Below are 25,237 nucleotides of genomic sequence, written 5' to 3' on the forward strand. Positions count from 1 at the left end.
CGTAGAGCCTACGTCGCGCTTTTGCGGTGCAGTATACGCAATCTTGCGTATCCGTGCAGTGCATGAAGCGCGCCATCCTTGGTTCGACCTAACGCGTGTCCTCGAACCAATGAATGGGGTGCTCATGTCAGACGAAGCTAAAAAAGGCCTGAAGTCGCCACTTCGGCGCCAATTGATGATGGGAATGGCCGCCATCCCGGCGCTTGCCATGCTGCCGCGCCCCTCGTTCGGCGCCGGCCCCGCAACCTCTGCTGTCAACACCACTGGCCTTGCAGTCACCGATAGCGAAGTGACCGTCGGCATTCTGCATTCGGTCACCGGCACGATGGCGATCTCGGAGACAGGCTCGGTGCAGGCCGAGAAGCTCGCGATCGAGCAGATCAACGCCTCGGGCGGCGTGCTCGGCCGCAAGATCAAGTTCATCCAGGAAGATGGCGCCTCGGACTGGCCGACATTCGCCGAGAAGGCCAAGAAGCTGCTGGTCAACGACAAGTGCGCGGCCGTGATGGGCTGCTGGACCTCGGCCTCGCGCAAGGCCGTGCTGCCGGTATTCGAGCAGTACAATGGCATGCTGTACTACCCGACCTTCTACGAGGGCCTCGAGCAGTCCAAGAACGTCATCTATACCGGCCAGGAAGCCACGCAGCAGATCATCGCTGGCCTCGACTGGGTCAACAAGACCAAGGGCGCGAAGACCTTCTATCTGCTCGGCTCCGACTACATCTGGCCGCGCACCTCGAACAAGATCGCCCGCAAGCACATCGAGGGCCATCTGCAGGGCGCCAAGGTCGTCGGCGAGGAATACTTCCCGCTCGGCCACACCCAGTTCAACTCGGTCATCAACAAGATCAAGCTGACCAAGCCGGACGTGATCTACGCGATCATCGTCGGCGGCTCTAACGTCGCGTTCTACAAGCAGCTCAAGGCGGCCGGCATCGACATGTCGAAGCAGACGCTGCTGACGATCTCGGTGACCGAGGACGAGATCGACGGCATCGGCGGTGAGAACATCGCGGGCGCCTATGCCTGCATGAAGTACTTCCAGTCGCTCGATAACCCGAACAACAAGGCCTTCGTCTCGGCGTTCAAGAAGATGTGGGGCGAGAAGACCGTGATCGGTGACGTCACCCAGGCTGCCTATCTCGGTCCGTGGCTGTGGAAGTTGACGGTCGAGAAGGCCGGCAGCTTCGACATCGACAAGGTCGCGGCCGCCTCGCCCGGCATCGAGTTCAAGGGCGCGCCGGAAGGTTACGTCCGGATCCACGAGAACCACCATCTCTGGTCCAAGACCCGCGTCGGCCGCGCCAAGGCGGACGGTCAGTACGAGCTGATCTACGAGACCGCCGACCTGGTCGAGCCCGATCCGTTCCCGAAGGGCTATCAGTAAGTCGAGCGCCTGGTCCTTCGCTTAGCTGATCAAGCGATGCTGCCGCCACACGACAAGTGCGCTCCCTCCCCCCTTGTGGGGGAGGGTTGGGGAGGGGGGTACCCCACGCACAGCTCGTCGTGTGGACCCCCCTCCCTAGCCCTCCCCCACAAGGGGGGAGGGAACGACCTTTCCTGAGGCGCTCTATCCGCGAGCCAATGCGCACCGGACATCGATGCGCATCGAGAACAGACACCACGCATCATAAGAGGACGGATCATGTTCGGCGACTATTCCATCGGCGACCTCGGGGCCATCTTCGCGATGCAGGGCTTCGCGGGCCTCATCCTGTTTTCGGTCTACGTGCTGATGGCGCTGGGGCTTGCCATCATCTTCGGCCAGATGGGCGTGATCAACATGGCTCATGGCGAGTTCATGATCCTCGGCGCCTACGTCACCTGGATGACGTCGAACGCCTTCCAGAGTTTCCTCCCCGCCCTGTTCCCCGGCTATTTCTTCGTCGCGATGGCGCTAGCCTTCATCGCCTCCGGCTCGCTCGGCATGCTGGTCGAATGGGCGATGATCAGCCGCCTCTATAAGCGTCCGCTCGATACGCTGCTCGCCACCTGGGGCCTCAGCCTGATCCTCCAGCAAGCCTATCGCTCCGTGTTCGGCGCTCGCGAGGTCGGTGTCGAGCTTCCCGAATGGATGATGGGCTCGTGGCAGGCGACCGACGCCATCCAGATCCCGATCAACGGCATGTTCGTGATGTGCCTGACCATCCTGATCACCATCGTCGTCGCCTACGTGCTGTTCCTGTCGCGCTGGGGCAAGCAGGTCCGCGCGGTCGTGCAGAACCGGGTGATGGCCGGCGCCGTCGGCATCAACACCGAGAAGGTCGACCGCTACACCTTCGGTCTCGGCTGCGGCATCGCCGGCGTCGCCGGCTCGGCCTTCACCATGATCGGCTCGACCGGTCCGACCGCCGGCCAGCTCTACATCGTCGACACCTTCCTGGTCGTCGTGTTCGGCGGCGCCGCCAGCCTGATCGGCACCATCGCCTCGGCCTTCACCATCTCCCAGGCGCAGTCGACCATGGAGTTCTTCATGTCCGGCTCGATGGCCAAGGTGCTCACGCTGCTCGCGATCGTCGCCATCCTGATGCTGCGGCCGCAGGGCCTGTTCGCCCTCAAGGTCCGCAAATGAGCCAGCTCCGTCAGTTCAACAAGAAAGCCCGGCCATGATCAACTCGCGCTTTTTCAACCGATCGGAGCTCATCGGCTTCGTCTCCCTGCTGCTGCTGCTCGTCGTCATCCTGCCGCTGGCGCTCGACATCTTCCGTCTCAACCTCGTCGCGAAATATCTGACGTATGCCTTCGTCGCCATCGGCCTGGTGCTGTGCTGGGGCTATGGCGGCATTCTCAGCCTCGGACAGGGCGTGTTCTTCGGCCTCGGCGGCTACTGCATGGCGATGTTCCTGAAGCTGGAGGCCTCCAGCGTCGAGAACACCAAGATCCAGTCGACGCCGGGCATCCCGGACTTCATGGACTGGAATCAGCTGACCGCGCTGCCGTTCTTCTGGAAGCCGTTTCAGAGCTTCCCGTTCGCGCTGGCTGCGATCATCCTGGTGCCCGCGATCTTCTCCTTCATCATCGGCGCCGCCATGTTCAAGCGCCGGGTCGGCGGCGTCTACTTCGCGATCATCACCCAGGCGATCGCGGCGATCATGACGATCCTGATCGTCGGACAGCAGGGCTACACCGGCGGCATCAACGGCATCACCGACCTGCGCACCTTGCACGGCTGGGACATCCGCACCGATCACGCCAAATACATCCTCTACTTCGTCGAGGTGTTCTTCCTGTTCACCGCGATCCTGGTGGCGCAGTTCATCCGCCTGACCAAGCTCGGCCGCATCCTGGTGGCGATGCGTGAGCAGGAGGATCGCGTGCGCTTCTCCGGCTACAGCGTCGCCAACTTCAAGATCTTCGCCTTCTGCGCGGCGGCGGTGTTCGCGGCGGTCGGCGGCGCGCTGTTCACCCTCGAGGTCGGGTTCATGTCGCCGTCCTTCGTCGGCATCGTGCCGTCGATCGAGATGGTGATCTACACCGCCGTCGGCGGGCGTCTCTCGATTTTCGGCGCGGTCTATGGCTCGCTCCTCGTCAACTTCGCCAAGACCAGCCTGTCGGAGACCTTCCCGCAGCTCTGGCTGTTCGGCCTGGGTGCGCTGTTCATCGCCGTCGTCCTCGCCTTCCCGAATGGTCTCGCCGGCATCTGGGGCGACTATGTGCAGCCGCGCATCGATCGGCTGTTGGCCTCGCGCAGCAAGAAAACCAATGGCGGCCTGGTCGCCGACGGCGCCCCCGCAGAGTGAGGAGACAGCGATGCTCATCGGTCATCAGCCCAAGGAATTCCTGCTCGCGGTCGAAGCGCTCACGGTCTCCTTCGACGGCTTCAAGGCGGTCAACGACCTCTCCTTCTATGTCGAGGAGAACGAGATCCGCGTCATCATCGGCCCGAACGGCGCCGGCAAGACCACGGTGCTCGACCTGATCTGCGGCAAGACCAAAGCGACCTCCGGCTCGATCCAGTTCCGCGGCAAGGAGCTGACCAAGCTGCGCGAGAACGAGATTGTCAAGGCGGGTGTGGGCCGCAAATTCCAGACGCCGTCGGTGTTCGAGGATCTCAGCGTGTTCGAGAATCTCGAGATCTCGTTTCCGCGCGGTCGTACCGTGTTCGGCTCGCTCGCCTTCAAGCGCGACGCCGTGGTCAAGGATCGTGTCGAGGAGGTCGCCGAGATGATCTTCCTCAAGGATCGTCTGAAGACCTCGGCGGCGGAGCTCAGCCACGGGCAGAAGCAGTGGCTCGAGATCGGCATGCTGCTGATCCAGAACCCGGACCTCCTGATGCTCGACGAGCCCGTCGCCGGCATGAGCGTCAGCGAGCGCGCCAAGACTGCCGAGCTGCTCAACCGCATCATCAAGGACCGCTCGGTGCTGGTCATCGAGCACGACATGAAGTTCGTCGAGGACATCGCCCACAAGGTCACCGTGCTGCACCAGGGGCAGATCCTGTCCGAGGGCACGATGGAGCGGGTCAAGAACGATCCCAAGGTCGTCGAAGTCTATCTGGGGCACTGAGAGCATGTTCGCAATCCTGTCTGCTCCGGGTGACGCTGCGTTCCCCTCCCCCTTGTGGGGAGGGGTTAGGGGAGGAGGCCCACGGCGGCAGTTTCGCTTGGGGCCACCCCCCTCCCCAGCCCTCCCCCACAAGGGGGGAGGGAGCAGACCGCCGATGTCACTGCAGCCTCTCCCAATTTCATCACTGTGCAGGAGCCATTGATGCTCGCAATCTCCGATCTCCATGTCGCCTATGGCCAGAGCGAGGTGCTGCATGGCCTGAACGTCAAGGTCGCGCCCAACGAGATCGTTGCGATCATGGGGCGCAACGGCATGGGCAAGACCACGCTGATGAAGTCGCTGATGGGCATCCTGCCGGCGAAGAGCGGCTCGATCGCGATGGATGGCTCTGAGCTGGCAGGGCTGAAGAGCTACGAGCGTGTCGCCAAGGGACTGGCCTACGTGCCGCAGGGCCGCATGATCTTCTCGACCATGACGGTCAAGGAGAACATCGAGACCGGCCTCGTCGTCTCCGGCGAGTCCGAGGTGCCCGGCGACATCTATGAGCTGTTCCCGGTGCTGCTGGAGATGAAGGGCCGCCGCGGCGGCAATCTCTCCGGCGGCCAGCAGCAGCAGCTCGCGATTGCGCGCGCGCTCGCCACCAAGCCGAAGGTGCTGCTGCTCGACGAGCCGACCGAGGGCATCCAGCCGTCGATCATCAAGGAGATGGCGCGCACCTTGAAGCGCATTCGCGACGAGAAGGGGCTGTCGATCGTCGTCTCCGAGCAGGTGCTGAGCTTCGCGCTCGATATCGCCGACCGCGTGCTGGTGATCGAGAACGGCGAGATCGTCCGCGATGATCCGCGCGAGTCCGTCGATGCCGCGCAGGTGTCGAAATATCTGTCCGTCTAACCACTCCGTCCAAGCAAAGGTAAAGGGGAGCTCTTGATGCCTGACACACTGATCAAGGTCGATCTGACCAAGTCGGCCTACGAGAATGACAAGGTGCACAATCGCTGGCACCCGGACATCCCGATGGTGGAGTGGGTCAATCCCGGCGACGACTTCATCATCGAGACCTATGACTGGACCGGCGGCTTCATCAAGAATAATGATTCCGCCGACGACGTGCGCGACATCGACCTGTCGATCGTGCACTTCCTCTCGGGCCCGATCGGCGTCAAGGGCGCCGAGCCCGGTGACTTGCTGGTGGTCGACCTGCTCGATGTCGGTCCGCTGAAGGAGAGCCTGTGGGGCTTCAACGGCTTCTTCTCCAAGCAGAATGGCGGCGGCTTCCTGACCGACCATTTCCCGCTGGCGCAGAAGTCGATCTGGGACATCAAGGGTCTCTACACCTCGTCGCGGCATGTGCCCGGCGTGAACTTCGCCGGCCTGATCCATCCCGGCCTGATCGGCTGTCTGCCCGATCCGAAGCTGCTCGCGACCTGGAACGAGCGCGAGACCGCGCTGATCGCGACCAACCCGACTCGCGTGCCGGGCCTCGCCAATCCGCCGTTCGCGCCGACCGCGCATGCCGGCCAGGCCAAGGGCGACGTCAAGGCCAAGATCGGCGCCGAGGGCGCCCGCACCGTGCCGCCGCGCGAGCATGGCGGCAATTGCGACATCAAGGACCTGTCGCGCGGCTCGAAGATCTACTTCCCGGTCTATGTGCCCGGCGGCGGCCTCTCGATGGGCGACCTGCACTTCAGCCAGGGCGACGGCGAGATCACCTTCTGCGGCGCCATCGAGATGGCGGGCTGGCTGCACATCAAGGTCGACGTCATCAAGGACGGCGTGGCGAAATACGGCATCAAGAACCCGATCTTCAAGCCGTCGCCGATCACGCCGAACTATCGCGACTACCTGATCTTCGAGGGCATCTCGGTCGACGAGGCCGGCAAGCAGCACTACCTCGACGTCCACATCGCCTATCGCCAGGCCTGTCTCAACGCCATCGAATACCTGAAGAAGTTTGGCTACTCCGGCGCCCAGGCCTATTCGATCCTCGGCACCGCGCCGGTGCAGGGCCACATCTCCGGCGTCGTCGATGTGCCCAACGCCTGCGCGACCTTGTGGCTGCCGACCGAGATCTTCGACTTCGACGTGATGCCGTCGGCGGCCGGACCGATCAAGCACATCACGGGCGATATCCAGATGCCGATCTCGCCGGATAAATAAGCCTCTCCCTGTGCGACGGGATGCGGGACGGCTGCGTATCTGGCCGCCCCGCATCCGCCGCGCCGAGGAGAGAGACGATGTTGCGCAGGAGACGAGACAATGCCGGTCTATGAATATCTCTGTGATGAATGCGGGCCGTTCACGGACATGCGCCCGATGGCGGAATGTGATGATCCGCAGGTCTGTCCACAATGCCAGGACATGGCGCCGCGCGTGATCCTCACCGCGCCCGCCTTCGCCTGCATGCCGGCGGAGCGGCGCACGGCGCATGCCACCAACGAGCGCAGCCGCCACGCGCCGCAGACGCTCGCGGAATATAAGGCCAAGCATGGTCCGGGCTGCGGCTGCTGCTCGCCGAAAAAGTCGCCGCGGCTGATGACCAAGTCCAAGAGCGGCGCCAAGGGCTTTCCGACGGCGCGGCCGTGGATGATCAGCCACTGAACGAACGCGAGGGGCGGTGCGTCCGCCCCTCAGCGTGACGCCGGCACCCGCCGCGGTCCCGGCGCGACCGGCTGGCCGCCGAACTTCGCGCTCATCGAATTTGCGCCGTCGCTGATGTCGACCAGCGTCTTGCGGCTCTCGTCGATCACCTTGGCCGATTTGCGCCTGAAGCTGTCGACCAGCTCGCGCATCGACTTGATCTGATCGAACAGCTGGCCGGGATTGCCATCGGCAAAGCCGGGAATGGCGCCGTCGATCTTGGTCACCAGCGTATCGAAGCCCTTGAAAATGTCCTCGGCCTTGTCGATCGCGGAGTCGAAGGCCGCGGTCTTGGCCTGCAACGCGGCAGTCTCTGTCTCGAAGCTCTGCAGCGCCTCCTTGATCGCGGGCGCATTGCTGACGACGTAGTTGTCGATGTTGTGCACCGTCTCGACCATCGTCTCCTGGTCCTTGAGATCGGCCGTCAGCACCGGCACGCCGTCGTGATCCAGCGGCACCGGCGGCGCCGTCGGCGCGCCGCCGACCAGCGAAATCGCCGCGATCCCGGTCAGGCCCTGGAACTCGATGCCGGCCGTGGTGTCCTTGCGGATCGGCGCCGACTTGTCGAGCGTGATCATGGCGACGATCTTGCGCGGGCTCTCGAGATTGATCGACAGGATCTGCCCGGCCTGCACGCCGTCGAAATTCACCGGGCCGCCCTTGCGCAGGCCCGCCGCGGAGCCACCGTCGAACACCACGCGCATGGTGCTGCGCTGCTCGGCGATGCGGCGCTTCTGCTTGATCAGGACGCCGCTGATCCCGGCCGCCACGGCCGCGATCGTCAGGGTTCCGACAATGAGATTGATCGCGCGCATTCCGGGTCCGTGGCTGCCTCAACGCGATTTTAGCGACTAACCTGCCGAGGGGGAAGCTCAGCGCGCGAGACCTGGGCGGGAGGGCGCGGCAAGGCCCGCCAGCAGCACCGCGAGGATGCCGGTGAGAAACACGCCATCGAACGTGCCGGCGCCGCCGATCGAGGCCACGGGCGCGCCGAGGCTGCCGATCTTGCCGAGGTTCATCAAATCGGCGCCGACCAGCGTGCCCATCGAGCCGCCGATATAGGCCAGCGGCGCCGCGTAGTCGCGCGACAGCAGGAAGGCGAGGATCGCGGTCACGACCACCGGTGCGAACACCGGCACCGCGATGCCGACCCCCTGCACCGGTGTCGCCATGGCGTGGATGATCACCGCGATCACCAGCACCGCGATCGTGGCGCGCAGCCACAGCTGGTAGCGCAGCACGAGATAGCTCGACATCAAGGTCGGGATCACGGCGCCGCCGACATTCACCGCCAGCAGGGTGCCGGGCCATTGATGCACCAGCGGCACGACATATTGCATGCCGAAGAAGTCGATGACCTCGCCGGAACGCGCGACCTGTCCCGCCAGCATCGTGATCGGAATGTTGAAATAGCTGCCGACCAGGGAGCCGAGCAGCAGCAGCATCGCCGTGCCCGAGCTGACGCCGAGCTTCATGTAGGCATAGCGCAGGATGCCGAGCTGGATCAGGATGAGCAGCACGCCGAACGCCAGCACCAGGATGGCGAAGAAGGCGGGCGTGATCGGCAGGTAATGAACTTGGGAATGCATGGCGAAAGCGCTGCGCAATTGAGACGTGTCGTCCAGGCGGGATCATCCCATCCCGGCGGCATCGTGACAAATGGGCATTCGGTGCTTGGTTCCCAAGGTCCGCCATGCTTGCTCTGTTCATCGGTCGGTGATCAGCGTGGCATGCAGCAGGTATCGCTCGGGGCCTTGGGTCAGCGCGTCGAATGGCCAGCAGGTCGACAGCACCAGTTGGGCATCGTCGGCCTGCGGATCGATGCCGGATTCGTCGAAGCGGACCACTCGCGTTGCATCGGCCCGGTAGCGGAAGCTCCGCCCATCGCGCCGGACGATGTCGATCTCGTCGCCGATCCTGAGGTCCTTCAGGAAGCGGAAATGCGTGTCGCGATGCGCGGAGTAGACGGCGATGCCGGGCTCGCCCGGCTCGGCCGTGCCCTCGACGTGGCCGGCGCCGAAGGCCAGCGCCTGCCCGCTGGAGCCGGCCAGCGCGATGGTCGAGACGCCGAGCCGCTTCACCTCGATGCGGGCCACCGGGACGGTGTCGGCCCAGGACCACGGCTTGACCGGCTGGCCGGTGGCGATGGTCTGGCTGAAGGCACGATCGAGCAGCAGCTGCGCGACGACCGCCTTGGCATGGATGAGGGCACCGTGGCCGAACAGGATGAGTCCGACAAGCGCGACTGCGAGCGCGATGACAAGACGGGGCATTTTATCTCCTCTCGTCCTTTCAAGGAACGAAGCACGTACCGAGACGACGGTGAGCTCCCTCTCCCCGTTCTTCACGGGGAGAGGGTTGGGGTGAGGGGCAGCCACACCCACCGACCGTGCGGAGAGCCCCCCTCACCCGGATTGCATCTTCGATGCAATCCGACCTCTCCCCGCACGCGGGGAGAGGTAAGAACCGAGCAAGCTCGGAGGGACTAGCGAACAATAGTTCGTCGACTTCTCGTATTCGCATGACGAAGTCCATCAGTTGGCAGCTCGTCGCCGGATCGCGACGAGCCAGATTAGTTCGAGCATCAGCACACCAAGCCCGAGCAGCATGCTGAGCTCGGCATCGGTGGCCGTCTTCGGCAGCGTGATCGTCGCAGGCGTTACCGGCACCACCGGGCGCTTCAGCGCGGCGAGCTGCACGTCGCCATCGCCCTCGGCACGGCGGTCCTTCTGCATTGCCGGCGGGCGGCCGCGCTCGCCGAACACCTTCTCGAAGTCCCAGCCAGCCGGCAGGTTGATCGGCAGCTCGGCCATCCGCAGCGGCTCGCCGTCGGGGCGGCGCGGCGTTTTGTCGACGGCTATGAGGCTGGTCAGGCGGGTCACCAGCTGATGCTCCAGCGCCAGCTTGAGGATCGCGCCGTCGGCTTCCTCCGGCGTCATCTGCCGCATCGTCTTCGCCACCTCGGCATCGCCGATCTTGCGCCGCGCCCACAGTTTTGAGAGACCCTTGCCTTCGGCGGCGCCCGACAGCGGCAGCGTGATGGTCCAGGGCTGGTCGCCGATGTGGCCCTTCAGCTGCAGCGATCCGGCGAGGCGGTCGATCTTCGCGGCGAGCACCAGCGGCTCGTTGCGATAGACGTCGGGCAGCACGGCCGGCGTGAGATCGGCGGAGGCTTCCGAGAAGCTGGCGCTGAGCCCCGTCACCACCGGGTTCTCCAGCTTGGCGAACAGATCGCGCATGCGCTCCTCGACCTGCTCGACCGAGCCAATATGGGTGAAGGCACCGCGGCCGAGCTCGGCGGCGCGGCTCATCAGATAGGTGTTCGGCGCCGAGCCGATGCCGACCATGAAGATGCGCGAGCGTCCGCGCATTGCGGTGATGGTCTCGAACAGCTGCTGCTCGTTGCCGATCGCGCCGTCGGTCAGGAACACCACCTGGCGGACGCGGTCGCTGTCGCGGCCATCGTCGGTGAGCGCCGCGCGCATCGCCGGCACCATCTCGGTGCCGCCGCGCGCTTCCAGCGCACCAACGAAGCTGGTGGCGTTGCCGACATGCTCGGCATCGGCCGGCACCGAGGATGGAAACAGCACGGTCATCGTGTCGTCGAAGCGGATCACGTTGAAGCGGTCGCCGGGCTGCAGCCGTCCGAGCGCATAGAGCAGGCTGGCCTTGGCCTGGCGGATCGAGGTGCCGCCCATCGAGCCGGAATTGTCGATCACGAAGATGACGTCGCGCGGCTGCGGGCGCTGCGTGGTGGCGGCCACCGCGGGCGGCGTGACGAAGGCGAGCAGATAGTCGGCATCGCCAACCTGCTCGTGGAACAGCCCGACCGACGGCAGCTTCTCCGACGCCGGCTTCCAGGTCAGCTCGAAATCGCGATCGGCGGGCACCACGCCTTCTGCCAGCGTCACGACACGCGTTTTCGCGTCAGGGCTGTCGACCGTCACCTGGTGATGGTGGCTCTTGACCTCGCCCAGCGCAAAGCCCGCCTGCAGCCGCACGGTGATGCGGGTCGGATTGACCGGAGCATCCTTCGCGGGGTCGAGCACTTCGGGCGAGATGCGGTCGCGGTCCGGCACCGGATCATTGCTCGCTGCGCCCCAGCCGTTGCTGTCCGGGCGGAGATCGACGCTCTGAACGATCGGCTTGGGATTGTAGCGCGGCGCCACGACGAGCGGCACCCGCAGCGAGAATTCGCCAGCGGCCTGCGCCACCGGCTGCTGATATTCGATCTGCACCAGCACGGTTTCGCCGGGGCCGATATTGGCGAGCGAGTTGGTGAAGATGTTCGGCCGCTCCTGCTCGGTGAGTGTCGCCGTCTTGCCGTCGCGCTTGGCCTGCTCATAGATCACCTTGGCCTCCTGGCGCGGCTTGATGTCGCCGACCACGACGCGATCGCCGACGATCATCTTCAAGCTGTCGACCGCGCTGTCATGCGGCAGCGGGTAGACGTAGACGGCTTCCAGCCATTGCGAGCTGGTGTTCTTGAAGAGTTGCGTCACGCGCGCCCGCGCCGTCGGCCCTGACACCACGATGTCGACGTCGATGCCGAGCCGCGGCGCTTCCGTGTAGCCGCCATCGCTCTTGAACAGCAGCGCGCCGGAGCGCGCGTCGGCCGGCTTGGTCAGCGGCGCCAGCGGGCCCTCGGCCGACCAGCCAGGGGTGATGCTGAGAAACAGCGCGGTGAAGCCGACCAGCGCCACGGCGGCGGCTTGCAGCAGCAGGAACAGCAGCATGGTCACGATCCAGGACCGGACCGGATGACGGCTGCTGCGGATGTCGGTGTCGAACGTGTGACTCATCGGAGGCTCCGCAACGAACAGAATGGGCAGGCTGAGATTGAGCGGGCGCCGCGATCGCCGCGAGCGGAATGGTCGGTCTTGTTCGGCCATCGGCCGCCCGGCTACGTCCGGTGGTGCGCGAGTTGGCGGCTGATCTGTCCGGGTTTGTGCTGTTTTGTCCGTCTGCTAGAAGAGGTCTGCGCCACGCGGCAGGGGACAGGATGTCGAACCCGGACAACGAACTCTCGGACGAGCAGAGCCGGCAGGTGGCGGAGGCGGTCCGCGAGGAGATCGCGCGGCGGCGGATGTCGCGGCAGGCACTGGCTGAGCAGGCCAAGCTGAGCCTGTCGACCCTGGAGAAGGCGCTCGGCGGCCGGCGCCCATTCACGCTCGCCACCATCGTCCGGCTGGAGCAGGCACTCGGGATCTCCCTGCGCAAGGCGCCGAATATGCCGGCGGCGGCGCCGGCCACGAGAGGCGGCATCGCGCCGGACAGCCTCGGCTCCTATTCGCGCCGCGCGGTCGAATGGATCGAGGGCACCTATGTGACCTTGCGGCCGTCGTTCGGCGACAAGGACGCGATCTATGCCTATCGCACCGACATCGTCTGGGACGATGCCGCCTCGTCGCTGGTGTTTCGCGAGGGCGCGCGGCTCGATGCCGCCTTCTCGCAATTCGGCGAGGTCGCCGTGCCCAACCAGTCGGGCTTCGTCTACCTCGTCACCAACCGCCACGGCCAGCACCGCCTGATCACGGTGTCGCGCCCGACCATCACCGGCGAGATGTACGGCATCATCACGACCTTGCTCGCCGGCCGCGGCTCGCTGCTGACCCCGATCGCCGCGCCGATCGCGCTGCTGCCGCTGCGGAACGTGGTGGAGCCGAGCTTTGGACGGCTTGGGACGGATGACACGAACTATCAGTTGTATCGCGAGCACCTGCGCAAGACGGTGGAGGAGCCGTTCGCGCTGTTCGTGCAGGGCGTGCCGTGATTTCGGTGGATTGTAGAATGGTGCGACACGCAATCGAACGGCTTTTGCAAGGCGATGCGCCGTTCGTGAATGTGCGCCCTCTCCCCTTGTGGGAGAGGGCATGTAGGACAGTGCGGCAGTCTCGGTCGGGTGAGGGGTATGTCTCCGCGTGCGACGTTCGCGGAGAGAGACCCCTCACCCAACCGAACTCGTGGATGCGCCTGAGATGCCCTCTCCCACAAGGGGAGAGGGCACTGTATTGCGCAGTTCGTCGCTTAGCACGCGGCGCCTCAACAGCCTCCGCTGTCGTCCGGCGAACGCCGGGACCCATACCCCCAGGGAGCCGTTTGAGGCACGCTGGTCATTGGCGTTTCGCGCCACATCACCACCGCCGCGGCGTATGGGTCCCGGATCGGCGCCGTGCCGCGCTCGCGCGCGTCACGGCTTGTCCGGGACGACAGCGACGGTGTGGCGGATTCACGGGCTCAAACAGCATGACGTTCAAACAGCCGAACGTCTCAACGGCAGACTGGATCAATCAGCAGACAATGGACGAAGGACGTATCAGCGCGTTCTCGCGGCGAAACTCGCCCGAGGCCTGCCATCGGTTCGTCCCTCGCAAATAGGCAGAGGGCGCAGGGAATGCCGGGTGAGGGCCTCACCCATGGCCCGCCTGCAAAAAAAATGCAGGCGGCAGGTACCACAGGTGCAGCCGACATTCCGGCATTCCCTGCGCGATGGGTGGAACGCTTATGCGCAGTCTCCCTGGCGCGCCGGCTTGTTGGCCACCATGCCGCGACAATGCTCGCGCATTGCGCGGGTGATACCAGCTTCGGGGTATCAGGACGCTGCGACTTCACGTCCGCGGGGCTGCCGTTCGTCCGCGCATCCCAAGGACACGCTGCGGCACCACCACGGCCATCGCATCCCCACCTCGCGTGTCGTGACGATCGCGCGCAACGCCCTCTGCGGTGAGGCGGGATGCGGGAATATGATCATGATTTCGGTAAAAACGCAAGGATTATTTTCGGTTTCAGAATTATCGTTAGGATGAGACCTGGGGCCGCGTCGGCAGTCTGCTCCCTCTCCCCGTTCTTCACGGGGAGAGGGTGGGGTGAGGGGTAGCCAAAAGGGCGGTGCATGCGGAATTTCCGCTATTAGTGGCATCTTGCAAATGCAGCCTGCCCCATTTTCGCATTCTCACAACTCAGACTTCCCGTGCGGCTGCCCCTCACCCCGACCCTCTCCCCGTGAAGAACGGGGAGAGGGAGCGCAGCGCCTTCGGAGCTTCGGAGTGCTTCATTCGCCAGCAGGTTGCCCTGAAGCTTGGATATCAGGAGGTCCGCCGCCACCTACCCCCCGACGTCAGCGCTGATGATGTCCCCGAACAGGTCCCACTTGCCGCCCTTGAACTGCATCATCTTGAGCTGCTCGATGGGGGCGAAGTCGTTCGGGCCGGTGTTGACCTTGATGCCGGGGATCAGGGTGTCAGGCGCGAAATCCTTCAGGCTGGCGGCCTGCTTCATGACGTTCTCGCGGGTGAGATTGTCGCCGCACTGCTTCAGGGTCTGCACCATGGTCTGCGCCGCGGCGTAGCCATAGGCGAGGTTGGCGTCGGAGATGTTGGCGCCGGGCATGTACTTGTCGATGAACGCCATGAACTTCTTCATGCCCTCGTCATCCTTCCACTGCGGATCGGACGGGTCCTTGAGATAGCCGGCGGACAGCACGCCCTCGGAGGCCTCGAGGCCGGCCGGCTTCATCACCGCGCCGATCGAGATCGAGACGTCGGTCATCACATGCATCGGCTTCCAGTCGAGTTCGGCGATCTTCTTGATCGCCTGCGCTGCGAATTTCGGGGTGGCGATGTTGACGAACACGTCGGCGCCGGTGCCCTTGAGCTTGACGATGTGGGCATCGATCGACGGCTCCGAGGTCTCGTAGCTCTCCTCGGCGACGATCATCGTCTTGGCCTTGTCGCCCAGCACCTCCTTGATGCCGAGGACGTAGTCCTTGCCGAAATCGTCATTGGCATAGAAGATCGCGATCTTCGCGTTCGGCTTCTCCTTCAGGATGTACTTGGCGAAGATCCGCGCCTCGACGCGGTAGCTGGGCTGGAAGCCCATGGTCCACGGGAATTCCTTCGGGTCGTTCCACTTGCTGGCGCCGGTGGCGAGGAACAGCTGCGGCACCTTCTTGGCGTTGTGGTACTTCTGCACGGCGGTCTGGGTCGGCGTGCCCAGCGCGTTGAACACCAGGAACACCTCGTCGCTCTCGATCAGCTTGCGGACCTGCTCGACCGTCTTCGGCGGGCTGTAGGCGTCGTCATAGGAGATGAAGTTGATCTTGCGGCCATTCACGCCGCCCTGATCATTGATCATCTTGAAATAGGCTTCCTCGGTCTTGCCGATGATGCCGTAGGCCGAGGCCGGGCCGCTATAGGCCTCGACATTGCCGATTCTAATTTCGGTGTCGGTGACGCCGGTGTCGTATTTCTTCTGCGCGAGCGCGCTGTGGCTCGCCAAGACGGAGAGTGCAGCGGCGGCCGCGAAAGACAGCAGAGTCCTGGTGGTGATCGGCAACATTCCCTGGGCTTCCTCTTGGTTGATTGTCGTGATTGCCGTTTTGCCTCGACCTGTTTTCGGCCGCTTGCCCGGCCGATGACAGCGGCGGCCTTGGATGGCCGCGCATTGGCGGCGAGTGGGCAGATGTGTGCAATGCACTGTCTTGCGTCCAGTCGCTGGTCCGGAAAGCAACGGACGACGTCTGCCGAACGGGGACGTGATTTTGCCTGCCAGCCACTCGACGCAAGTTGATACCATCGCTTCGGGCGCATCTTCGTCGACGCAAGAAGCAGGAGTCGCGCGGCACGCCATGACGACAAGCCCGTTCTACACGGCCGAGCACGAGGCCTTCCGCGACGTCGTCAGGCGCTTCGTCGACCGGGAGATCGCGCCGTTCGCCAACGCCTGGGACGAGGCCGGCGAGTTTCCGCGTGCGCTCTATGCCAAGGCGGCGGAGATCGGCCTGCTGGGCCTGGGCTTTCCGGAAGAGTTCGGCGGCGTCACCGCGGACCAGTTCATGCACATCGTCGCCTCGCAGGAATTGGCGCGGGCGGGCATCGGCGGTGTCAGCGCCAGCCTGATGAGCCACAGCATTGGCGCACCGCCGATCGCGCGCGCGGCAAGGCCGGAGGTGCGTGCGAAGGTGCTGCCGGAGATTCTCGCAGGGCAAAAGATCTCGGCGCTGGCGATCACCGAGCCGAGCGGCGGCTCCGACGTGGCCAATCTCCGCACCAAGGCGGTGCGCGACGGCGACCATTATGTCGTCAGCGGCGAGAAGACGTTCATTACCTCCGGGATGCGCGCGGACTACATCACCGTGGCCGTGCGCACCGGCGGCTCCGGCGCCGGCGGTGTCAGCCTGCTGCTCATCCCCGGCGACACGCGGGGATTGATCCGCACCAAGCTCAACAAGATGGGCTGGTGGGCGTCGGATACGGCAACCCTGCACTTCGACGACTGCCGCGTGCCGGTGGAGTACCTGATCGGCGAGGAGGGGCAGGGCTTCAAGCTGATCATGCACAATTTCAACTCCGAGCGGATGGGCATGGCCGCGAGCTGTACGGCGTTCGCGCGCGTCTGCCTCGACGATGCCATTGCCTATGCGAAAGAGCGCCAGACCTTCGGCAAGCCGCTCGCCCAGCACCAGGTGATCCGGCACAAGCTGGTCGACATGGCGCAGCGCGTCGCGGCCTCGCAGGCGATGCTCGAGATGCTGGCGTGGCGGCTCGAACAGGGCGATAATCCCGTCGCTGAGATCTGCATGATGAAGAACCAGGCGACGCAGACGATGGCCTATTGCGCCTCCGAGGCAGTGCAGATCTTTGGCGGCGCGGGATTCATGCGCGGCGTGCGCGTGGAACGCATCTATCGCGAGGTCAAGGTCAATGCCATCGGCGGCGGTACCGAGGAGATCATGAAGGACCTGGCAAGCCGGCAGATGGGGTTGTGAGCCGCGCTCTCTCGACGCGTCATGCCCGGGCTTGACCCGCCTGCGGGGCCGAAGCCCCTTCGGCGCGGCGAAGGCCCGGGCATCCACGCTGTGCGCCACATCAGAACGACGACGTGGATGGCCGGGACAAGCCCGGCCATGACGTCAAGAAAAGAGACGACAGGAGCCCGAGGACGAATGCTCTTCACCGCCGATCACGACGAACCGCGCCGCATCCTGCAGAGGTTCATTGCCGCCGAGATCAATCCCCATGTCGACGAATGGGAGGAGGCCGGCATCTTTCCGGCGCATGAGCTGTTCAAGAAGCTCGGCGACCTCGGCTTTCTCGGCCTCAACAAGCCGGTCGAGTTCGGCGGCCAGGGGCTGGACTATTCCTACGCGCTGATGATGGCGGAAGAGCTCGGCGCCATCAATTGTGGCGCGATCCCGATGGCGATTGGCGTGCAGACCGACATGGCGACGCCGGCGCTGGCACGGTTCGGCTCCGACGAGGTGCGCAGGGAATTTCTGGCGCCGGCGATCTCCGGCGACTACGTCGCCTGCATCGGCGTCTCCGAGCCGGGCGCCGGCTCCGATGTCGCCTCGATCAAGACCCAGGCGCGCGCCGACGGCAACGATTACGTCATCAATGGCGGCAAGATGTGGATCACCAACGGCACGCAGGCGGATTTCATCTGCCTGCTCGCCAACACCAGCGACGGCCCGGTCCATCGCAACAAGTCGCTGATCTGCGTGCCGATGAAGAGCAAGGGCGTGCAGGTCGCGCGCAAGCTCGACAAGATGGGCATGCGCTCGTCCGACACGGCGCAGATCTTTTTCGACAATGTCCGGGTGCCCAAGCGCAACCGCGTCGGCGAGGAGGGGATGGGCTTCACCTACCAGATGATGCAGTTCCAGGAGGAGCGGCTGTGGGCCGGCGCCGCCTGCCTCAAGGCGCATGAGGCGATCATCAATGCGACCATCGAGTACACCCGCAACCGAAAAGCCTTCGGCCGCTCGATCCTCGACAACCAGGTCGTCCATTTCCGCCTCGCCGAGCTGCAGACCGAGGTCGAGCTGCTGCGCGCGCTGACCTATCAGGCGGCGGAGGCGCTGGTGGCCGGCGAGGACGTGACGCGGCTCGCGACCATGGTGAAATTGAAGACCGGGCGGCTCGGGCGTGAGCTGACCGATGCCTGCCTGCAATATTGGGGCGGCATGGGCTTCATGAACGAGACGCCGGTCAGCCGCGCTTATCGTGATTCGCGGCTCAGCTCGATCGGCGGCGGCGCGGATGAGGTGATGCTCACGATCCTCTGCAAGATGATGGGCACCTTGCCGGGCATGGCCAAAGTGGGGAACGCCTGATGATCACGCTGTATCATTGCGACGGCGCCCGCTCGTTCCGCCCGCTCTGGATGCTGGAGGAGCTTGGAGCTGACTACGAGTTGAAGATGCTGCCGTTCCCGCCGCGGGTGCTGGCGAAGGAGTATCTCGCGATCAATCCGCTGGGGACGATTCCTTTTATGATCGACGGCGAGACGAAGATGACGGAGTCGTCCGGCATCTGTCACTATCTCGGCATCAAGCACGGCCCGACGCCGCTGATGGTCGGGCCCGAGGAGGCCGGCTACGGCGCGTTCCTGAACTGGATGTATTTCTCGGATGCGACGCTGACGTTCCCGCAGACGCTGGTATTGCGATACACGCAGCTCGAGCCTGAGGAGCGGCGCTCAGCGCAGGTCGCCACCGACTATGCCAAATGGTTTCTGGGCCGGTTGCGCGCGGTGGAGGCAGCGACCGGGAATGCCGAGTTTCTGTGCGGCCGTTTCACCGCAGCCGACATCGTGATCGGCTACGCGTTGCGGCTTGCCGACACGCTCGGGCTCTCCAAGGAATTCGGGCCGAACGTCGCGGCCTATTGGGCGCGGCTGCAGCAGCGCGATGGCTACCTCAGGGCGCGCACCGCCGAGCAGCGCGCCGGTGTGGAGCAGGGCATCAAGCCGCGCGTCAGGCCGTGAGTTGCGCACGTCATTCTGAGGCGATGCATCTCGGAGAGCGTAGAGTTAACCGCGACAAAAATCGGCAGTCATCGCCGATGACAGCGGCGCGAATTGCGCTATGGTTCTCTTCCAAAGAAGCGGCCGACAGAGCCGCGCCTCAGGAGGAAGACCATGGATGTGAAGACCATGGATTTGCCGCGCCGGGACTCCGGCCATCTCATGCTGATCACGCCCGAGCGCGTCTTCTACGCCGGGCTGCTCGGTCGCCCGCGTCAGCGCTGCTCGGGCGCGTTCCATATCTATGTCGCGCTCACCGGCAGCCTCAGGCTGCTGCCCGACGGCGGCGAGGAGCGCCGCGGCGAGCTTCTGGTCGTGCCGCCGAACAAGCAGCACACCATCGAGAGCGATTATCGCACCGTCATCGTCGTCACGATGGAGCCGGAGAGCGTGCCGATCGGCACGCTCGATCGCTTCGCCGCCAAGGTCGCGCGCGAGGCCGAGGCCTATGCCTGCCGCATCCGCGCCGCCTATGAGGAGCTGGTGCAGCGGCCGCTATCCGGCGACGTCACCAGCGCCGTGTTCGACCGGCTCTGCTTCGGCGAGGTGCTGCCGCAGCGAACGCTCGATCCGCGCGTGGTCAAGGCGATCGGCCTGATCAACCGCTTCTCGGGCGAGCCGGCCACCGCCGAGAGCTGCGCCGCCGCGGTGGGCCTGTCGACGTCGCGCTTCCTGCATCTGTTCAAGGAGGAGACCGACATCTCCTTCCGCTCGTTCCGCGCCTGGAAGCGCGCGCGGCATCTGCTCAACTACGCCAACCAGGATCTCAACCTGGCGCATCTCGCGCAGGACATCGGCTATCCCGATTCCACGCATTTCAGCCATTCGATCCGCCGCTTCTACGGTCTGAAGCCGCGCGCGATCTTCTCCGGCTCGCGCGATCTCGCGATCTATCGCGCCGGCGAGGTGGCGTTGACCTGATCGGCCCTGGCGCGCCGCGTCAGCGCGGCGCGCAGCGGGAATTTCGACAGCTCCAGCACGATCAGCGTCGCGAGGGCGGCCGCCGCGGTCAGCGCGAGGTCGTCCGCATGCAACGGCCCGAACTTGAACAGCGCCGCCACCGGCGGCACCGTCAGGCTGGTCGCGAGCACGGCGATGACAACAGCGATCACCAGCAGCAGCATCCGATTCGGCCGCAGCAGCGCGTCGCGTAGCGAGCTCGAGAACGAGCGGTTGACGAAGATCAGGCTGACGATCACCGACACCAGGGTGAAGAACACCAGCGCGCGCAGCTCGTCGTCGGGCATGCCTCTGCGGTGCGCGAGCAGCAGCACGCCGCCCGTTGTGATCACGGCGAGCAGGCCCTGCAGCGCGCCCCATAGCACCAGCGGGCGCGGCAGCAGCGCTTCCTGGGGATCGCGCGGCCGCCGCCGCATGATGTCGTTCTCCTCGGTCTCCGCCTCGAACACCAGCGAGCAGACGGGATCGATGATCATCTCCAGGAAGGCGATGTGAATGGGGCCGAGGAGCAGCGGCAGGCCGGTAACGAGCGGCAGCAGCGCAAGCCCCGCGATCGGGAAATGCACCGCGAGGATGAAGCTCATCGCCTTGCGCAGATTGTCGTAGATCCGCCGTCCCAGCCGGATCGCCTTCACGATCGAGCCGAAATCATCGTCGAGCAGGACGATCGCGGCGGCCTCGCGCGCCACGTCGGTGCCGCGGCCGCCCATCGCGATGCCGATATGCGCCGCCTTCAAGGATGGCGCGTCGTTGACGCCGTCGCCGGTCATCGCGACGATCTCGCCGTCGGCCTTGAGCGCGGAGACGATGCGCAGCTTCTGCTCCGGCATGATGCGCGCGAACGCCGTCGGCGTGCGTGCCGCTTGCGCCAGGGCGTCGTCGTCGAGATCTGACAGCTCAGGGCCGGTGATGACGCGTTCGGGATCGAGCCCGGCCTGCCGCGCGATCGCCGCCGCCGTGGCCGGATAGTCGCCGGTGATCATGAGGATGCGGATGCCGGCGGAGCGGCATTCGGCGACCGCGCCCGGCACCTCGGCCCGCAGCGGATCGGCGAAGCCGACGAGGCCGCAGAAGCTGAACGCAAAGCCCTGCTGCGTCTCGGGCAGCGCGCCGCCGCTCCAGCGCGCCTCGGCGACACCGAGCACGCGCAGGCCCTCGGCGGCGAGCATTTCGACGCGCGCTTGCAGCGTGGCAAGCTCGGCTCCGTCGAGGCCGCACAGCTTAGCGATCGCTTCCGGTGCGCCCTTGGCCGCGACGACGCTGTTGCCATCGCGCGACCAGACATTGGTCATCGCGAGCAGATCTGGACGCAGGCCGTAGCGGCGCTGCAAGATTGCACCTGTGGTCGCATGTGGATCGAGCGCTTGCAGCGCCGTCTCCATCGGGTCATGCGACTGCGGGTCGCAGGCCAGCACGGCGGTCGCAACGAGATCGCGGAAATCCGCTGTGACGGCCTCGGGCGATGCCGTCGCCGGCTGCAGCACCGCGCCATCGGCGCGAAGCAGCCGCGCCACCATCATGCGGTTCTGCGTCAGGGTGCCGGTCTTGTCGGTGCACAGCACGGTCGCCGCGCCGAGCGATTCGATCGCCGCAGCCCGCCGCGTCAGCACGCGCGCTTGCGAGATGCGCCAGGCGCCCATCGCCAGAAACACCGTCAGCACGACCGGGAATTCCTCGGGCAGCATCGACATGCCCAGCGCGATGCCGGCGAGGAGGCCTTCGAGCCAGCCGCCGCGATACAGCGCATAGAGCACGACCGTGATCGCCACCACGACGGCGCCGCCGATCGCGAACGCCCTCACCAGACGCCGCGTCTGCTGGCGGAGGCGGGGCGTCTCGGTCTCCAGCGTGCTGACTGATTGGCCGATCCGGCCGATCGCCGTGCGCGGTCCCGTCGCCATCACTTCGGCGATGCCGCCGCCGCGCACGACGAGGCTCCCGGAGAACACGAACGGCTAATCGTCGCCGCCGGCCGCAACGGCCGGGTCCATCGCCCCATCAATGGCCGGCCGCTTGCGCACCGGCACGGACTCGCCTGAGAGCAGCGATTCATCCGTCAGCAGATCGTCGCATTGCCGCAGCACCGCATCCGCTGCAACGCGATCACCTTCGGCCAGCACGATCAGATCGCCGCGCGCCACCTCGCGGCCGGCGATGCGGACGCGCTGGCCGTCGCGGATGACGAGCGCGCGCGGGCTGGAGAGATCGCGGAGCGAGTCCAGCACGCGCTCGGTGCGCGCCTCCTGCACGATGGTGATGAGGACCGAGGCCGAGGCGAATACACCGAGCAGCAAAGCCTCGGCCGTATCGCCGAGCGCGAGATAGATGCCGGCGCCCGCGAGCAGCAGGAGCAGCATCGGTTCCTTCAGCACGTCCGCGATCAGCCGGATGATCGAGCGCGCACCGGCTTGCGGCAGCTCGTTGAATCCCTCCGCCTGCAGCCGTCGCGCGGCCTCGGCGGCACTCAGCCCATGCGGAGAAGTTGGCGCCGGTTGTGGATCGATCAGCATTGCACGCTCGGTCATGAGGACGGACAGGAACCGCTTAGCGTCCATGGCAGGTCGCAGGCTTGATGCAAAGCAATAACGGGAAACCGCCGTTCCAACCAGCGAGTCAACGCAAGCAGATCGCGCCGCGACATCCTCATATGGGCTGAGATCTGCACCGCGCTGCTTGCGCGCAAGCTTCATAGAACGAGTGCAAGAATGAGCAACAAAGCCGTCATCACCTGCGCGCTGAACGGCGTGCTCACCGATCCCAGGCAGCACAACGTGCCGGTCACGCCCGAGGAGATGGCGCGCGAGGCGCGGCGTGCCTATGACGCCGGTGCTGCAATCATGCACATCCATCTGCGCCAGCAGGCGCCGGGCAAGGGCCATCTTCCCTCGTGGGAGGTGAACGTTTCGCGCGAGATCCAGCAGGCGATCCGCGAGGCCTGTCCCGGCGTGATCATCAATCACACCTCCGGCGTCTCGGGGCCGAACTATCAGGGCGCGCTCGATTGCATCCGGGAGACGCGGCCGGAGATCGCAGCCTGCAATGCCGGCTCGCTGAACTATTTGAAGGTCAAGGCCGACAATAGCTGGGCGTGGCCGCCGATGATGTTCGACAACTCGGTCGAGAAGATCGGCGACTATCTCGCCGTCATGAAGGACGTGAGAACGATCCCGGAGTTCGAATGCTTCGACGTCGGCATCGTGCGCTGCGTCGGCATGTATCGCCAGACTGGTATGTATAGCGGGCCACTCGAATACAATTTTGTCATGGGCGTGGCCTCGGGCATGCCCGCGGATCCCGAGCTGCTGCCGATCCTGCTCAAATTGAAACTGCCCGAGGCGCATTGGCAGGTGACGGCCATCGGCCGCGCCGAGATCTGGCCGCTGCACCAGCGCTGCGCCGAGCTCGGCGGTCATCTGCGGACTGGGCTGGAGGATACGTTCTATCTCGGCGACGGCACCAAGGTCACCTCGAATGGGCAACTGATCGAGGCGATCGCCGGCTGCGCGCGGCGCGCGGGCCGCGAGATCGCGAGCCCCGCGGAGGCGCGGCAGATCTTCGGAACTGTCAACTGAGCTCTGCCGTCATTGCGAGCGAAGCGACGCAATCAGGGACCAAACAGAAAGTCTGGATTGCTTCGTCGCTACGCTCCTCGCAATGACGGCGTCGTTTGTCAGAGATATTCGCACGACAAAGCATGGCCATCATCGACAACACCATCTCTCCCACCGGCGCCGCCTTCCAATCCAACCGCGACGGCATGCTCGGGCTGATTGCGCGGATGCGCGATCTCGAGGCGCGGACGCGCAATGCGTCGGCGGCGGCCAAGGACCGCTTCCATCAGCGCGGCCAGTTGCTGCCGCGCGAGCGCGTGGCGCTGGTGCTCGATCCCGGTGCGCCGTTCCTGGAGCTATCGACGCTCGCCGGCTACATGATCGATACGCCTGATGCCGCCAAGAGCGTGCCGGGCGGCGGCCTCATCGCCGGCATCGGCTTCGTCTCGGGCGTGCGCTGTATGGTTTCGGCGAATGATGCGGCGATCGATGCCGGCGCGCTGCAGCCCTATGGCCTGGACAAGACCCTGCGCGTGCAGGAGCTGGCGCTGGAGAACAAGCTGCCTTACGTGCAACTGGTCGAGAGCGCCGGCGCCAACCTGTTGCGCTACCGCGTCGAGGATTTTGTTCGTGGCGGCAACATCTTTCGCAATCTGGCGCGGCTGTCGGCGGCGGGCCTCCCCGTCGTCACCGTCACGCACGGCTCCTCGACCGCGGGCGGCGCCTATCAGACCGGCCTGTCCGACTACATCGTCATGGTGCGCGGCCGCACCCGCGCGTTCCTCGCTGGGCCGCCGCTTTTGAAGGCCGCGACCGGCGAGATCGCGACCGAGGAGGAGCTCGGCGGCGCCGAGATGCACACCTCGATCTCCGGCCTCGGCGACTACCTGGCCGAAGACGACCGCGACGCCTTGCGCATCGCCAGGGAGATCATGGGCAAGCTGAACTGGGACCGGCCGTCGCACGAGGCGCCAGCGGCGAAGCCGCCGCGCTACGACCAGGAGGAGCTGCTCGGCATCATGCCGCTCGATCACAAGCGGCCCGTCGACATGCGCCAGGTCATCGCCCGCATCGTCGACGACAGCGACTTCGTCGAGATGTCGCCGAACTACGGCCCGGCCACGGTCTGCGGCCACGCCCGCATCGAGGGCCAGGCGATCGGCATCGTCACCAACAATGGTCCGCTCGATCCGGCCGGCGCCAACAAGGCGACACACTTCATCCAAGCCTGCTGCCAGAGCCGCACGCCGATCCTCTATCTCAACAACACCACCGGCTACATGGTCGGACGCGCCTATGAGGAGGCCGGCATGATCAAGCACGGCTCCAAGATGATCCAGGCGGTGACCTCGGCCATGGTGCCGCAGATCACGATCTATTGCGGCGCCTCGTTCGGTGCCGGCAATTACGGCATGTGCGGCCGCGGCTTCCATCCGCGCTTCTGCTTCTCCTGGCCGAACGCCAAGACCGCCGTCATGGGCGGCGAGCAGGCCGCCGAGACGATGGCGATCGTCACCGAGGCCGCGGCCGCGCGCCGCGGCAAGCCGGTCGAGCGCGAGAAGCTGGAGGCGATGAAGGCTGAGATCATCGGCGTGTTCGACAGCCAGATGGACGTGTTCGCGACCTCGGCGCGCGTGCTCGACGACGGCGTCATCGATCCGCGCGACACCCGCGCGGTGCTGGCGGAGGTGCTTTCGATCTGCCGCGAGGCGGAGGCGCGCGAACCGCAGCGGATGCAGTTCTCGGTGGCCCGGCCATGACAGGAGACATCAGCGGAG

Annotated in this window: 19 protein-coding genes and 1 pseudogene; 14 read left to right on the top strand and 6 right to left on the bottom strand. The window is 65.4% G+C overall.

Features of this window, described 5'->3' with window-relative positions; all coding sequences use genetic code 11:
- Positions 1 to 124: 124 nt before the first annotated feature.
- The 7 genes from urtA (at position 125) to ACVILH_RS09440 (ending at position 7,104) form a co-directional block, all read left to right on the top strand.
- Positions 125 to 1,387: an urea ABC transporter substrate-binding protein gene (gene urtA / locus ACVILH_RS09410; RefSeq protein WP_456712645.1), complete on the top strand. Its 1,263-nt coding sequence runs from the start codon at positions 125 to 127 to the stop codon at positions 1,385 to 1,387.
- 258 nt (positions 1,388 to 1,645) lie between these two features.
- Positions 1,646 to 2,572 carry an urea ABC transporter permease subunit UrtB gene (urtB, locus tag ACVILH_RS09415; RefSeq protein WP_456712646.1) on the top strand — a complete coding sequence of 309 codons (927 nt, stop codon included), beginning with the start codon at positions 1,646 to 1,648 and terminating at the stop codon, positions 2,570 to 2,572.
- A gap of 34 nt (positions 2,573 to 2,606) precedes the next feature.
- On the top strand, positions 2,607 to 3,740 hold the full coding sequence (gene urtC / locus ACVILH_RS09420) for an urea ABC transporter permease subunit UrtC (protein WP_456712647.1): 1,134 nt from the start codon (positions 2,607 to 2,609) through the stop codon (positions 3,738 to 3,740).
- Positions 3,741 to 3,750: 10 nt separating this feature from the next.
- Positions 3,751 to 4,506, top strand: a complete 756-nt coding sequence (gene urtD, locus ACVILH_RS09425; RefSeq protein ID WP_006615092.1) for an urea ABC transporter ATP-binding protein UrtD — start codon at positions 3,751 to 3,753, stop codon at positions 4,504 to 4,506.
- A 201-nt stretch (positions 4,507 to 4,707) separates the two neighbouring features.
- A complete protein-coding gene (gene urtE / locus ACVILH_RS09430; RefSeq protein ID WP_456712648.1) occupies positions 4,708 to 5,397 on the top strand; it encodes an urea ABC transporter ATP-binding subunit UrtE in 690 nt (229 codons plus the stop codon).
- Positions 5,398 to 5,433: 36 nt separating this feature from the next.
- Positions 5,434 to 6,663 carry a formamidase gene (gene fmdA, locus ACVILH_RS09435; RefSeq protein WP_035648524.1) on the top strand — a complete coding sequence of 410 codons (1,230 nt, stop codon included), beginning with the start codon at positions 5,434 to 5,436 and terminating at the stop codon, positions 6,661 to 6,663.
- A 99-nt stretch (positions 6,664 to 6,762) separates the two neighbouring features.
- The gene (locus ACVILH_RS09440; RefSeq protein ID WP_456712649.1) at positions 6,763 to 7,104 is read left to right on the top strand and encodes an FmdB family zinc ribbon protein; all 342 of its coding nucleotides are present in this window, start codon (positions 6,763 to 6,765) and stop codon (positions 7,102 to 7,104) included.
- A 29-nt stretch (positions 7,105 to 7,133) separates the two neighbouring features.
- On the opposite strand, the gene ACVILH_RS09445 is transcribed toward ACVILH_RS09440, so the two are convergent.
- The 4 genes from ACVILH_RS09445 to ACVILH_RS09460 all read right to left on the bottom strand — a co-directional run bounded on the left by ACVILH_RS09445 (position 7,134) and on the right by ACVILH_RS09460 (position 11,945).
- Positions 7,134 to 7,958, bottom strand: a complete 825-nt coding sequence (locus ACVILH_RS09445) for an MlaD family protein (RefSeq protein ID WP_456712650.1) — start codon at positions 7,956 to 7,958, stop codon at positions 7,134 to 7,136.
- 57 nt (positions 7,959 to 8,015) lie between these two features.
- Positions 8,016 to 8,732 (bottom strand): DUF1614 domain-containing protein, encoded by a 717-nt coding sequence (locus ACVILH_RS09450; RefSeq protein ID WP_456712651.1) that lies wholly within the window; start codon positions 8,730 to 8,732, stop codon positions 8,016 to 8,018.
- A 117-nt stretch (positions 8,733 to 8,849) separates the two neighbouring features.
- Positions 8,850 to 9,416 (bottom strand): class GN sortase, encoded by a 567-nt coding sequence (locus ACVILH_RS09455; RefSeq protein WP_456712652.1) that lies wholly within the window; start codon positions 9,414 to 9,416, stop codon positions 8,850 to 8,852.
- 261 nt (positions 9,417 to 9,677) lie between these two features.
- Complete coding sequence (locus tag ACVILH_RS09460; protein ID WP_456712653.1) at positions 9,678 to 11,945, bottom strand: marine proteobacterial sortase target protein; 2,268 nt, start codon at positions 11,943 to 11,945, stop codon at positions 9,678 to 9,680.
- Between the two features lie 200 nt (positions 11,946 to 12,145).
- Between ACVILH_RS09460 and ACVILH_RS09465 the strand changes: the two genes are divergently transcribed.
- Positions 12,146 to 12,916, top strand: coding sequence for a helix-turn-helix domain-containing protein (locus tag ACVILH_RS09465; RefSeq protein ID WP_456712654.1), 771 nt, complete (start codon positions 12,146 to 12,148; stop codon positions 12,914 to 12,916).
- 1,331 nt (positions 12,917 to 14,247) lie between these two features.
- Here ACVILH_RS09465 and ACVILH_RS09470 read toward each other — a convergent pair.
- Entirely contained in the window at positions 14,248 to 15,480 is a 1,233-nt protein-coding gene (locus tag ACVILH_RS09470; RefSeq protein WP_456712655.1) for an ABC transporter substrate-binding protein, read from the bottom strand.
- A 289-nt stretch (positions 15,481 to 15,769) separates the two neighbouring features.
- Between ACVILH_RS09470 and ACVILH_RS09475 the strand changes: the two genes are divergently transcribed.
- The 4 genes from ACVILH_RS09475 (at position 15,770) to ACVILH_RS09490 (ending at position 19,869) form a co-directional block, all read left to right on the top strand.
- Positions 15,770 to 16,909: an acyl-CoA dehydrogenase family protein gene (locus ACVILH_RS09475; protein ID WP_456712656.1), complete on the top strand. Its 1,140-nt coding sequence runs from the start codon at positions 15,770 to 15,772 to the stop codon at positions 16,907 to 16,909.
- A gap of 177 nt (positions 16,910 to 17,086) precedes the next feature.
- Positions 17,087 to 18,256 (top strand): acyl-CoA dehydrogenase family protein, encoded by a 1,170-nt coding sequence (locus ACVILH_RS09480; RefSeq protein WP_456712657.1) that lies wholly within the window; start codon positions 17,087 to 17,089, stop codon positions 18,254 to 18,256.
- Complete coding sequence (locus ACVILH_RS09485; RefSeq protein WP_456712658.1) at positions 18,256 to 18,909, top strand: glutathione S-transferase family protein; 654 nt, start codon at positions 18,256 to 18,258, stop codon at positions 18,907 to 18,909. The genes ACVILH_RS09480 and ACVILH_RS09485 overlap by 1 nt, the downstream gene beginning before the upstream one ends.
- 168 nt (positions 18,910 to 19,077) lie before the next feature.
- The gene (locus tag ACVILH_RS09490) at positions 19,078 to 19,869 is read left to right on the top strand and encodes a helix-turn-helix domain-containing protein (protein WP_456716918.1); all 792 of its coding nucleotides are present in this window, start codon (positions 19,078 to 19,080) and stop codon (positions 19,867 to 19,869) included.
- Here ACVILH_RS09490 and ACVILH_RS09495 read toward each other — a convergent pair.
- A pseudogene (locus ACVILH_RS09495) lies at positions 19,839 to 22,418 on the bottom strand (cation-translocating P-type ATPase). The gene ACVILH_RS09490 and the pseudogene ACVILH_RS09495 overlap by 31 nt on opposite strands.
- Before the next feature lie 195 nt (positions 22,419 to 22,613).
- On the opposite strand from ACVILH_RS09495, the gene ACVILH_RS09500 reads away from it, so the two are divergent.
- On the top strand, positions 22,614 to 23,480 hold the full coding sequence (locus ACVILH_RS09500) for a 3-keto-5-aminohexanoate cleavage protein (RefSeq protein WP_456712659.1): 867 nt from the start codon (positions 22,614 to 22,616) through the stop codon (positions 23,478 to 23,480).
- Between the two features lie 122 nt (positions 23,481 to 23,602).
- Positions 23,603 to 25,219 carry an acyl-CoA carboxylase subunit beta gene (locus tag ACVILH_RS09505; RefSeq protein ID WP_456712660.1) on the top strand — a complete coding sequence of 539 codons (1,617 nt, stop codon included), beginning with the start codon at positions 23,603 to 23,605 and terminating at the stop codon, positions 25,217 to 25,219.
- Positions 25,220 to 25,237: the final 18 nt, after the last annotated feature.

It is taken from the genome of Bradyrhizobium sp. USDA 4353 (genome assembly GCF_054063215.1).

Coding starts and splice junctions, on each gene's coding strand:
- urtA (WP_456712645.1), top strand. CDS start 125: ATGTCAGACGAAGCTAAAAAAGGCCTGAAGTCGCCACTTCGGCGCCAA.
- urtB (WP_456712646.1), top strand. CDS start 1,646: ATGTTCGGCGACTATTCCATCGGCGACCTCGGGGCCATCTTCGCGATG.
- urtC (WP_456712647.1), top strand. CDS start 2,607: ATGATCAACTCGCGCTTTTTCAACCGATCGGAGCTCATCGGCTTCGTC.
- urtD (WP_006615092.1), top strand. CDS start 3,751: ATGCTCATCGGTCATCAGCCCAAGGAATTCCTGCTCGCGGTCGAAGCG.
- urtE (WP_456712648.1), top strand. CDS start 4,708: ATGCTCGCAATCTCCGATCTCCATGTCGCCTATGGCCAGAGCGAGGTG.
- fmdA (WP_035648524.1), top strand. CDS start 5,434: ATGCCTGACACACTGATCAAGGTCGATCTGACCAAGTCGGCCTACGAG.
- ACVILH_RS09440 (WP_456712649.1), top strand. CDS start 6,763: ATGCCGGTCTATGAATATCTCTGTGATGAATGCGGGCCGTTCACGGAC.
- ACVILH_RS09445 (WP_456712650.1), bottom strand. CDS start 7,958: ATGCGCGCGATCAATCTCATTGTCGGAACCCTGACGATCGCGGCCGTG.
- ACVILH_RS09450 (WP_456712651.1), bottom strand. CDS start 8,732: ATGCATTCCCAAGTTCATTACCTGCCGATCACGCCCGCCTTCTTCGCC.
- ACVILH_RS09455 (WP_456712652.1), bottom strand. CDS start 9,416: ATGCCCCGTCTTGTCATCGCGCTCGCAGTCGCGCTTGTCGGACTCATC.
- ACVILH_RS09460 (WP_456712653.1), bottom strand. CDS start 11,945: ATGAGTCACACGTTCGACACCGACATCCGCAGCAGCCGTCATCCGGTC.
- ACVILH_RS09465 (WP_456712654.1), top strand. CDS start 12,146: ATGTCGAACCCGGACAACGAACTCTCGGACGAGCAGAGCCGGCAGGTG.
- ACVILH_RS09470 (WP_456712655.1), bottom strand. CDS start 15,480: ATGTTGCCGATCACCACCAGGACTCTGCTGTCTTTCGCGGCCGCCGCT.
- ACVILH_RS09475 (WP_456712656.1), top strand. CDS start 15,770: ATGACGACAAGCCCGTTCTACACGGCCGAGCACGAGGCCTTCCGCGAC.
- ACVILH_RS09480 (WP_456712657.1), top strand. CDS start 17,087: ATGCTCTTCACCGCCGATCACGACGAACCGCGCCGCATCCTGCAGAGG.
- ACVILH_RS09485 (WP_456712658.1), top strand. CDS start 18,256: ATGATCACGCTGTATCATTGCGACGGCGCCCGCTCGTTCCGCCCGCTC.
- ACVILH_RS09490 (WP_456716918.1), top strand. CDS start 19,078: ATGGATTTGCCGCGCCGGGACTCCGGCCATCTCATGCTGATCACGCCC.
- ACVILH_RS09500 (WP_456712659.1), top strand. CDS start 22,614: ATGAGCAACAAAGCCGTCATCACCTGCGCGCTGAACGGCGTGCTCACC.
- ACVILH_RS09505 (WP_456712660.1), top strand. CDS start 23,603: ATGGCCATCATCGACAACACCATCTCTCCCACCGGCGCCGCCTTCCAA.